General features: G+C 62.7%; 4 protein-coding genes and 2 pseudogenes. 5 read left to right on the forward strand and 1 reads right to left on the reverse strand.

From position 1 onward, the window contains the following. Positions 1-83: 83 nt before the first annotated feature. On the forward strand, positions 84-1871 hold the full coding sequence (gene aspS / locus JCM21793_RS14355) for an aspartate--tRNA ligase (protein ID WP_025030815.1): 1788 nt from the start codon (positions 84-86) through the stop codon (positions 1869-1871). 115 nt (positions 1872-1986) lie between these two features. Here the strand turns inward: aspS and JCM21793_RS14360 are convergent, their stop codons facing one another. Then, positions 1987-3177 carry an aq_1923 C-terminal domain gene (locus JCM21793_RS14360; RefSeq protein WP_025030816.1) on the reverse strand — a complete coding sequence of 397 codons (1191 nt, stop codon included), beginning with the start codon at positions 3175-3177 and terminating at the stop codon, positions 1987-1989. Positions 3178-3332: 155 nt separating this feature from the next. On the opposite strand from JCM21793_RS14360, the gene JCM21793_RS14365 reads away from it, so the two are divergent. The 4 genes and pseudogenes from JCM21793_RS14365 to JCM21793_RS26075 form a co-directional block, all read left to right on the forward strand. After that, complete coding sequence (locus tag JCM21793_RS14365; protein WP_025030817.1) at positions 3333-4199, forward strand: alpha/beta hydrolase; 867 nt, start codon at positions 3333-3335, stop codon at positions 4197-4199. Between the two features lie 155 nt (positions 4200-4354). Next, positions 4355-6612, forward strand: a pseudogene (gene parC / locus JCM21793_RS26070) (DNA topoisomerase IV subunit A). A 50-nt stretch (positions 6613-6662) separates the two neighbouring features. Beyond that, on the forward strand, positions 6663-7817 hold the full coding sequence (gene ampH / locus JCM21793_RS14375; protein WP_025030818.1) for a D-alanyl-D-alanine-carboxypeptidase/endopeptidase AmpH: 1155 nt from the start codon (positions 6663-6665) through the stop codon (positions 7815-7817). Between the two features lie 311 nt (positions 7818-8128). Then, positions 8129-10339 (forward strand): annotated as a pseudogene (locus JCM21793_RS26075) (Tex family protein); the annotation flags it as partial.

Below are 10339 nucleotides of genomic sequence, written 5' to 3' on the forward strand. Positions count from 1 at the left end.
CTCTCATGCGCTTTTCGCGCCGACCTTCCGGGACGGTTCCGGCCTCTCCCGAGCACGAATTCCAAGACACGGATGATATGACCATGCATCGCTATCGCAGCCATTCCTGCGCCGAACTCAGAAAATCCGACGTGGGCACGAATGTGCGCCTGTCCGGCTGGGTGCATCGTGTGCGCGACCATGGCGGCCTCCTGTTCATCGATCTGCGCGATCATCACGGCGTGACGCAGATCGTCGCCGATCCCGATTCTCCGTCGTTCAAGACGGCTGAAACCGTGCGTGGCGAATGGGTGATCCGTGTTGATGGCGAGGTGAAGGCACGCACCGACGAGACGATCAACAAGAACCTGCCGACCGGTGAGGTGGAGATTTTCGCCCGCGCGATCGAAGTGCTTTCCGAGGCAAAGGAACTGCCGCTGCCGGTGTTTGGCGAGCCGGATTATCCTGAAGACATTCGCCTCAAATACCGCTTCCTCGACCTGCGTCGTGACACGCTGCACAAGAACATCGTCCAGCGCACGAAGATCATCGCCGAGATGCGCCGCGCCATGGGCGAGGCGGGCTTTACCGAGTATTCGACGCCGATCCTGACGGCTTCCTCGCCCGAAGGCGCGCGCGACTTCCTCGTGCCGTCGCGTCTTCACGAGGGCAAGTTCTACGCCCTGCCGCAGGCGCCGCAGATCTACAAGCAGTTGATCATGGTGTCGGGCTTCGACCGCTATTTCCAGATCGCGCCCTGCTTCCGCGACGAGGACCCGCGCGCCGACCGTCTGCCGGGCGAATTCTACCAGCTTGACCTCGAAATGAGCTTCGTCGAGCAGGAGGACGTGTTCCAGACCATGGAACCGGTCATGCGCGGCATCTTCGAAAAGTTCGCCGATGGCAAGCCGGTGACGGACGTCTTCCCGCGTATTCCGCATGCCGAAGCGATGCGCAAATACGGTTCAGACAAGCCGGATCTCAGGAACCCGATCGAGATGGAAGATGTCTCCGAGCACTTCCGTGGCTCGGGCTTCAAGGTTTTCGCCAACATTCTCGCCAATGACGAGAAGGCGGAAGTCTGGGCCATTCCGGCAAAGACTGGCGGTTCCAGAGCTTTCTGCGACCGCATGAACTCCTGGGCGCAGGGTGAGGGCCAGCCGGGGCTCGGCTATATCTTCTGGCGCAAGGAAGGTGAGGGCCTAGAGGGCGCTGGCCCGATTGCCAAGAACATCGGCCCGGAGCGCACTGAGGCGATCCGCACCCAGCTTGGCCTTGAAGATGGCGATGCCTGTTTCTTCGCCGCCGGCGATCCGAAAAAGTTTGCCGCCTTTGCCGGCGCTGCCCGCACGCGGGCGGGTGAGGAGCTCGATCTGGTCGACCGCGATCAGTTCAAGCTCGCCTGGATTGTCGACTTCCCCTTCTACGAGTGGAACGAGGACGAGAAGAAGATCGATTTCGGCCACAACCCCTTCACCATGCCGCAGGGCGGTCTGGAAGGGCTTGAGGGCGAGGATCCGCTGGCGCTCAAGGCTTACCAGTACGACCTCGTCTGCAACGGCTTCGAAATCGCGTCGGGCGGCATCCGCAACCATCTGCCCGAGGTGATGGTCAAGGCGTTCGAGAAGGTCGGCTTCAAGCAGCAGGATGTGGAAGAGCGTTTCGGCGGCCTCTACCGCGCATTCCAGTATGGCGCACCGCCCCATGGCGGCATGGCGGCCGGCATCGATCGCATTGTCATGCTGCTTCTTGGCGCGAAAAACCTGCGCGAGATCACCATGTTCCCGATGAACCAGCAGGCACAGGACCTCCTGATGGGTGCCCCCTCGGAGGCGAGCGCCGCACAGCTTCGCGAATTGAATCTGCGGCTCGCGCCGGTCAAGAAGGATTGAGTGAGCGAATAGCGAATAGCGAGTAGCGAATAGCTGGTCGCAAAAAGAAAGGGGTTGCAGGCCTTGCACAGCCTGCAACCCATTTTTTCGCTTTTCGCTTTTCGCTTTTCGCCACTCACTCATTCGCCATAATCGAAAGCCCCACCTGCTTCGCCAGCGCCTCGGGGGAGCCCATCGCGGTGCCCATCAGAACGGCGAACGGAATGCCTTCCTCCGGTGCAACGCTGATCGTGATGTTGCGCGGGTTGTCGAGATAGGCGGTGACGGCCTTGGACAGGCTCTGCGTGAGGTCCGGGCCGAGATACTGACCGGCCATGAGCGGCACGATCGCCTTGGCCTGGTTGGCCACGTCTTCCGGCTTGACGCCCTGCTGCTCCGCCGCATAGGCGAGCACCTTGCCTGTCAGGGAAGCGTCTGAGAAGCGGATCGACGCACCGTGCAGGCTGAGCTGCTGCATGAGGCCTAGCATGGCAAGACCCTGCGCCTGCTTCTGTTCTTCCGTGGCGCTTTCCATCTGCTTCTGCATTTCCTGCAGGGTGCGGATGAACTCCGGTGTGTAGCCGCTGATGTCCGCCGTGATCGCCAGGGTGCCGGCGTTCTCGACCTTGACGTCGTAGCGGGTGATCTTCATGCGGCCGTCTTCCAGGGCCCAGCTTCCGGCCATGTCGACGCGGCCCGACAGCTCCTCATAGCTGTATTCACCGAGCTTGCTGCGCGCGGCGCTGTTGTCGGCGAGTGCTGCGACATCCACCCAGAAATTCTCGACGGCGCCGACGAAGGACAATTCACCGGTTCCATCACCGAGCGTGGTGTCGGCGCTGAGCGTTTCGAGGGTGAAGACGGGGTCTTCATCCTTGCCCACGCGCGCTTCGTCGACGGCGAAGCGACGATACTGCATCAGGCCGCCATAGGGCGCGTTCTCGCCCTCCTTCGGCAGGATGAGCCCTTCGACGGAAAGCCCGGTCAGCGCGATGTCAAAACCTTCTTCCGACTGCTCGAAACTGTCGATTGCGATCCGGCCGATCTCATAGACGCTGTCGGTCTCGCTTACATTCTCCAGAAGAAAATCGCCGAGCTCAACCTTCGCTTTGACGTCGATAAGACCAAGGGATGCGCCCTCGAGAATGATCGAATCGCCTTCCTGGCGTACGCCGGTCCATTCTGCCGTCAGCCCCTGATCCCCAAGCAGGGTCTTGTAGCGGGCGGCGACCTCTTCTGCCTCCCAGGCCCAGGCGGGCTGCAGCGCCGTGGCCGAAAGAAGGGCAGCGAGCGAAAGGGACTTCAGCTTGGTCACGTGGCTGAGCATGGGAATTTCCTTGAAATTGCGTAAGGTAACAGTCATCCAACGGCTTGGTCGCCGGGAAATGCGGTCTGAGGATGACCTGAGGGCAATCCTGTGTCAATTTTGCGGGCGTTCAAATGGTTTATGCGCCATCAAGATATCTCTGGGAGAGGTGAGGAATGCGGGCACTGGGGCGATTTGGAGCCGGGATTTTTCTGCTGATTCTTCTGTCCTTTGCCGCCCGGGCGGTGGAGCTTCACGAAGGCATCACATACCGGAGCGGCCTGAAACTGGATATTCACGCGCCCGACCGCCCCGGCCGGACGGCACAGGCGGGCGTGGTGCGCATGAATCTCTTCTCCTTCGGCGGCCGCAGGGCGCCCGTCGTCATCTACGCCCATGGGGGCGGATGGGTGAAGGGATCGCGCAAGAAAGTCTATTCGCTGCCCGAATGGCTCACCGCGCGCGGCTATGTGCTGGTGGCGATCGACTACCGCAAGGTTCCGCAGACCACCATTGACGGTCAGGTGAATGATCTTTCGGCGGCGATATCCTGGGTGCGCTCCAACATTTCGCGCTATGGCGGCGACCCCTCGCGCATCGTGCTCATGGGGCATTCGGCCGGCGCGCACCTGGTGGCGATGGCGGCCGCCCGCAATGTTGCGGGCTCCGTGCGCGGGGTCATCCCCAACGATGTGCAGGCCTATGACATGGTCGCCTATGCCGGCATGCGCGGTTCGCTCGGCTATCCCTATATCAATGCGTTTGGCTCTGATCCCAATGACTGGGTGCGCTGGTCGCCCGTCACCTATGCGCGGCGTGGCTCCGGCTTCCCGCCGCATCTCTTCCTGCATTCGGGCTCCAACGGCGCGCGCCGCAAGGCGCTGACCAATGGCTATGCCAATCTCCTGAAGGCGCGGGGCGCGCGTGCGGCCGTTTTTGACGGCGGGCGCTACACGCATGGCTCCATTGCCCGCAAGCTCGGCCAGCCGGGCGACCCCGCGACGGCGACCATTGAGCGGTTTCTGGCGCAGGTGACGAGGTGAAGCGAGCGAATAGTGAAGCGAGCGAATAGGGAATAGGGCTGGATACCTGTGTCGCCTGAGGCAATCCATACTCGCTACTCGCTACTCGCTACTCGCTACTCGCTACTCGCTACTCTCCCCTTGCCGCGAATCACCCGCTGGTCTAACCCGAAACCATGGGAAAAGATTTGCTTCCGCCCGGTGGCGACGGCGGTGATGCCGTCGAGCCGGTCGATCTGAAAAAGGCGCTTGAAGAGCGCTATCTCGCCTATGCGCTGTCGACGATCATGCATCGCGCGCTGCCGGATGTGCGTGACGGGCTGAAGCCCGTGCATCGGCGCATTGTCCACACGATGCGGCTTCTGCGTCTGAGCCCTGATCAGGCTTTGCCAAATGCGCCCGCATCGTCGGCGACGTGATGGGCAAGTTCCATCCGCACGGCGACCAGTCGATCTATGACGCGCTGGTGCGTCTGGCGCAGCCCTTTGCCATGCGTTACCCGCTGGTCGACGGGCAGGGCAATTTCGGCAATATCGACGGCGATAACGCGGCCGCCATGCGCTACACCGAAGCGCGCATGACCGAGGTCGCCTCGGAAATCCTGACCGGCATCACCGAGGATGCGGTCGATTTCCGCCTGACCTACAACGAGGAAGACGAGGAGCCCACCGTGCTCCCCGGCGCGTTCCCGAACCTGTTGTGCAATGGTTCGTCGGGCATTGCCGTGGGCATGGCCACCTCGATCCCGCCGCACAACGCCGCAGAGGTCTGCGACGCAGCGCTCGCCATCATCGACGATCCCGATGTGGATCCAGAGCGGCTGCTCGATTTCGTTAAGGGGCCGGATTTCCCGACCGGCGGCATCATCGTCGAGGGACCGGATTCCATCCGCGAGGCCTATGCGACAGGCCGCGGCGGTTTCCGCGTTCGGGCGCGCTGGCACAAGGAAGAGCAGGGGCGCGGCATGTGGACGGCCGTGGTCACGGAGATCCCCTATGGCGTGCAGAAGTCGCGGCTGATCGAAAAGATCGCCGAGCTGATCATCTCGCGCCGGCTGCCGCTTCTGGAAGACATCCGCGACGAGAGCGCGGAAGACATCCGCATCGTTCTGGTGCCCAAGAGCCGCACTGTGGCTGCGGAGCTGCTCATGGAATCGGTTTTCAAGCTGACCGATCTGGAAAGCCGCTTCCCGCTCAACATGAACGTGCTTTCGCGCGGCAAGGTGCCGGGCGTGCTCTCGCTCAAACAGGTTTTGCGCGAATGGCTCGATCATCGCCGCGAAGTGCTTCTGCGCCGCTCGCGCCACAGGCTGGCGGAAATCGAGAGGCGGCTGGAAATCCTCGCCGGCTATCTGGTCGCCTATCTCAACATCGACGAGGTCATCCGCATCATCCGCGAGGAGGATGAGCCCAAGAAGGTGATGATCGCGCGCTTCGAGCTGACCGACACGCAGGCCGAGGCAATCCTCAACATGCGCCTGCGCGCCCTGCGCAAGCTCGAGGAATTCGAGATCCGCAAGGAATTCGAGAAGCTTTCCGAAGAGAAGGACGGCATCGAGGCGCTGCTGGCCTCCACCGCGCGCCAGTGGAAGACGGTTCGCTGGGAGGTGGCCAAAGTGCGCCAGACCTTCGACCCGGAGAAAAATCCGGGTCTGGGCAAGCGCCGCACCACCTTTGCCGAAGCTCCGGAGCACGATCTGGAAGAGGTTCACGAGGCGCTGATCGAGCGTGAGCCGATCACCGTGGTGCTCTCTGAAAAAGGCTGGCTGCGCGCCATGAAGGGACATCTGGCCGATTTCTCTTCGCTCTCCTTCAAGGAGGGCGACAGCCTCAAGATTGCCTTCCATGCGCAGACGACCGACAAGATCCTGCTCTTCACCACGGGCGGCAAGGTCTTCACCATCGGCGCCGACCGTCTGCCCGGCGGGCGCGGCCATGGCGAGCCGGTGCGCATCATGGTCGACATGGAGAACGATCAGGCCATCGTCACCGCCTTCGCGCATGATCCCGAGCGCAGGCTTCTGGTTGCATCGCACGCGGGCAACGGGTTTGTCGTCGCCGAGAAGGAGATCATCGCCAACACCCGCAAGGGCAAGCAGGTGATGAATGTGAAGGCACCGGATGAGGCCAAGCTGTGCCTGCCGGTTTCGGGCGACCATGTGGCGATCGTCGGCCAGAACCGCAAACTGCTTGTCTTCCCGCTTTCCGAAGTGCCGGAGATGTCGCGCGGCAAGGGCGTGCGCCTGCAACGCTACAAGGACGGTGGTGTTTCCGACATCAAGACCTTCGCCATGGAAGAGGGGCTTTCATGGAAGGATTCGGCCGACCGGACCTTCGTCAAGACGCGCGAGGAGCTCACCGAATGGATGGGCAATCGCGCTGCCGCCGGTCGCATGGCGCCGAAAGGATTTCCGCGCACCGGTAAATTCGGCTGAGGATTTTGGGCCGGGCCTGAACGACATCGCGCAGAAAGAGGAGGGGTGAGATGCTGCACTGGAACGGAAGGGGTCTTCGGGCTGTCGCGTTTGCGCTGGCTGGATCGGTCGGTCTGGCGCAGTCCTCTTTCGCAGAGGACAGGGTGCTGAGCGAGGCGGTCGATTTCTCCGGCCAGGTGCTCTATCTGCAGACCGATGTTCCCGGTCTCGTGATCGGCGCGGTGCGCAATGGCGAGACCGCCGTGTTCGGCTTCGGTGAAACCGCGAAGGGTAGCGGCAAAACCCCGGACGGCGACACGCTGATGCGGGTCGGCTCCGTGACCAAGGTTTTCACCGGTGCCGTTCTGGCGAGCCTTGTCGCCGATGGTTCGGTGAAATTCACCGACCGGCTGCAGGACCGCCTCGGCTGGGACGTGACCGTTCCGGTGGTGGACGACAAGCCGATCCGCCTGATCGATCTGGCAACGCACACCTCGGGCCTGCCGCGCGAGGTCGACCGGGAGCCGGGGCCGGAGAATGATCCTTTCTCTACACTGACGAAAGAGACCTACGAGAAGGCGCTTGCCGAGGGCGTGCAGCTCTTTCCGGCCGGAACCGGCGGGCTCTACTCCAATTTCGGCTTTGACATGCTGGCCGCAGCTCTCGGCTCTGCCGCAGGCAAGCCCTATGATGCGCTGCTTGCCGAGCGGGTGCTTGAGCCGCTCGGCATGAATGACACGACTTTTGCACCGTCCGAGAATGACCGCGACCGGCTGATGCAGGGGCATAATTTCGATGGCTCGCCACTGCCAGATGTGCCCAACACGCCGGTCATGTCCGGGGCGAGTGGGCTCTATTCAACCGCCAACGACATGGTGAAGTGGCTAAAATGGCATCTTGACCGTTTTTCGCCGGAAATGGCGGAGATGCGGTTTCTCGACCAGGCGGCCTATGTGCAGCGCGATGCGCTCGATCCCACCTATGGGTTTGACGAATCCGGCCACATGGACGCGATGGGCCTTGGCTGGATCGTGATGCAGCCGGAGGGCGATCGCCCGCTGATCCTGCAGAAGGCGGGCGGCCTGCAGGGCATGTTCGTCTATCACGCTTTTGCCCCGACGCGCGGGGTGGGGGTGTTTGTGGCGATCAACGAGTTCGATTTTTCTGCCTCCATGCTGATGGCGGAGGTGGTGAACGGCCTGATTTCCGACCTCGCTCCGCGTTGAGGCGCGCGCCGGTATGATCGCCGGCATGAGCTTCGTGCGTCCTTCGACAAGCTCAGGATGAGGGAGGATGGAGCGCGCCATCAAGGTGGACGTTGCGAGCACTTCCTCCCTCGGTCAGAGAAGTCGAGCTCTTCCTTCTTTTCCGAGAGGTCGAGCTCCATCCTCCCTCATCCTGAGCTTGTCGAAGGACGCACTCCCTCTCAGCGCACATTGTCCCTTCACGTCCGCGATTGTGGAAAAGCGCTTCTTGTGAGCGGCAGGCTGCGGCGAATGACACTATCTTCGCCGCACCAATCGATTCAGGAAATTCCATGTCCGCAGACGCCAAACGCATTGCCGCCCTCATCGCCACCGAGATCAGCGCTCGTCCGGAGCAGGCCGAGGCTGCCATCGGCCTCCTCGATGAGGGGGCGACCGTTCCGTTCATCGCGCGCTACCGCAAGGAGGTGACCGGCGGGCTCGACGACACGCAGCTTCGCACCCTCTCCGAGCGGCTCTCCTATCTGCGCGAGCTCGATCAGCGGCGCGACACGATCCTCGGGTCCATCCGCGAGCAGGGCAAGCTGACGCCGGAACTGGAGACAAAGATCGCCACAGCCGCCACCAAGGCAGAGCTTGAAGACATCTATCTTCCTACAAGCCCAAACGGCGCACCAAGGCGCAGATTGCGCGAGAGCGCGGGCTGGGGCCGCTGGCAGAGGCCATTCTGGCAGACCGCTCGAAGGTGCCGGCGGATCTCGCAAAGGACTATCTGGGCGATGAGGTGCCGGATGAAAAGGCCGCGCTGGAGGGCGCGCGCGACATACTGGCCGAACAGTTTGCGGAAAACGCCGACCTGGTTGGAAAACTGCGCAACCACATGAAGGAGCGCGCGGTGCTGCGCGCCCGCGTGGTTGAGGGCAAGGAAGAGGCGGGGGCCAAGTTCTCCGACTATTTTGATCATTCAGAGCGCTGGGCGGGCGTACCGAGCCACCGCGCACTGGCCATGCTGCGCGGTCGCAACGAGGATGTTCTGGCGCTCGATCTGGAAGTGGATACGGACGACACTAGCCCGTTGAAACCGGCCGTGCGCATGATCGCGGCAGCCTACGAGATCGGCGGAACGCTCCCCGGCGATCAGTGGCTGATGGAGGTGGCCGGCTGGACATGGCGTGTAAAACTCTTCCTGCATCTCACCCTCGATCTGATGCGTGATCTGCGCGAGCGGGCCGAGGAAGAGGCGATCAACGTGTTCGCCCGCAATCTGAAGGACCTGCTTCTGGCAGCCCCCGCGGGCACCCGCGCGACGATGGGGCTCGATCCCGGCATCCGCACCGGCGTCAAGGTGGCGGTGGTGGATGCCACGGGCAAGCTGCTCGACACGGAAACGGTCTACCCGTTCCCGCCGCGCAACGATCTGCGCGGCGGCCAGGCGGCGCTTTCGGCATTGATCCGCAAGCATGGCGTCGAACTCATCGCCATCGGCAACGGAACGGCCAGCCGCGAGACGGAAAAAATGGTTGCCGACATGCTCTCCGACATGCCGGCACCCAAACCGCTCAAGGTGGTGGTGTCTGAGGCGGGGGCCTCGGTTTATTCGGCATCACCCACGGCAGCGGCTGAATTCCCCGATCTCGACGTGTCGCTGCGCGGGGCTGTCTCCATCGCGCGCCGCCTGCAGGATCCGCTGGCGGAACTGGTGAAGATCGAACCCAAATCCATCGGCGTCGGCCAGTATCAGCATGATGTGGACCAGTATCGTCTGGCAAAGGCGCTCGATGCGGTGGTGGAAGACGCGGTGAACGCGGTGGGCGTCGATCTGAATACGGCTTCCAAATCGCTTCTGGCGCGGGTTTCCGGCCTTGGTGAATCGATCGCCGAGGCGATTGTCGCGCATCGTGATGCCAATGGCGCGTTCTCCAGCCGCAGGGAGCTTCTGGAGGTGGCGCGGCTCGGACAGCGTACCTTCGAGCAATGTGCCGGCTTTCTGCGCATCCAGAACGGCACAGAGCCGCTCGACGCGTCATCCGTCCACCCGGAAGCCTATGGCGTTGCCCGCAAGATCGTCGCCTCATGCGGCCGCGACGTGCGCGCGCTTATGGGCGATGCCGGTGCGCTCAAGGCGCTCGATCCACGTGTTTTCGTGGATGATCGCTTCGGTCTGCCGACGGTGCGTGACATCATTTCCGAGCTTGAGAAACCCGGCCGCGACCCGCGCCCGGCCTTCCGCACGGCGACGTTTGCCGAGGGGATTGACGACATCAAGGATCTGAAGCCGGGCATGAGCCTCGAAGGCACGGTGACCAATGTCGCCGCCTTCGGCGCCTTCGTCGACATCGGCGTGCATCAGGACGGGCTCGTGCATGTCTCGCAGCTTGCCGACCGCTTCGTGAAGGATGCTCATGAGGTGGTGAAGGCCGGAGACGTGGTGAAGGTCCGGGTGCTTGAGGTGGACATCAAGCGCAAGCGTATCAGCCTTTCCATGCGCAAGGATGGCGGCAGCGCAGCTGGGGCCGGCGCAGGCGCAGGAACCGGTGCCGGTC

Source organism: Nitratireductor aquibiodomus NL21 = JCM 21793, assembly GCF_000615975.1.
Lineage (GTDB): Bacteria > Pseudomonadota > Alphaproteobacteria > Rhizobiales > Rhizobiaceae > Nitratireductor > Nitratireductor aquibiodomus.

Bases quoted from the DNA above. Each gene is read 5' to 3' on its own strand.
- JCM21793_RS14360 (WP_025030816.1), bottom strand. From the start codon at position 3,177: ATGCTCAGCCACGTGACCAAGCTGAAGTCCCTTTCGCTCGCTGCCCTT.
- ampH (WP_025030818.1), top strand. From the start codon at position 6,663: ATGCTGCACTGGAACGGAAGGGGTCTTCGGGCTGTCGCGTTTGCGCTG.
- JCM21793_RS14365 (WP_025030817.1), top strand. From the start codon at position 3,333: ATGCGGGCACTGGGGCGATTTGGAGCCGGGATTTTTCTGCTGATTCTT.
- aspS (WP_025030815.1), top strand. From the start codon at position 84: ATGCATCGCTATCGCAGCCATTCCTGCGCCGAACTCAGAAAATCCGAC.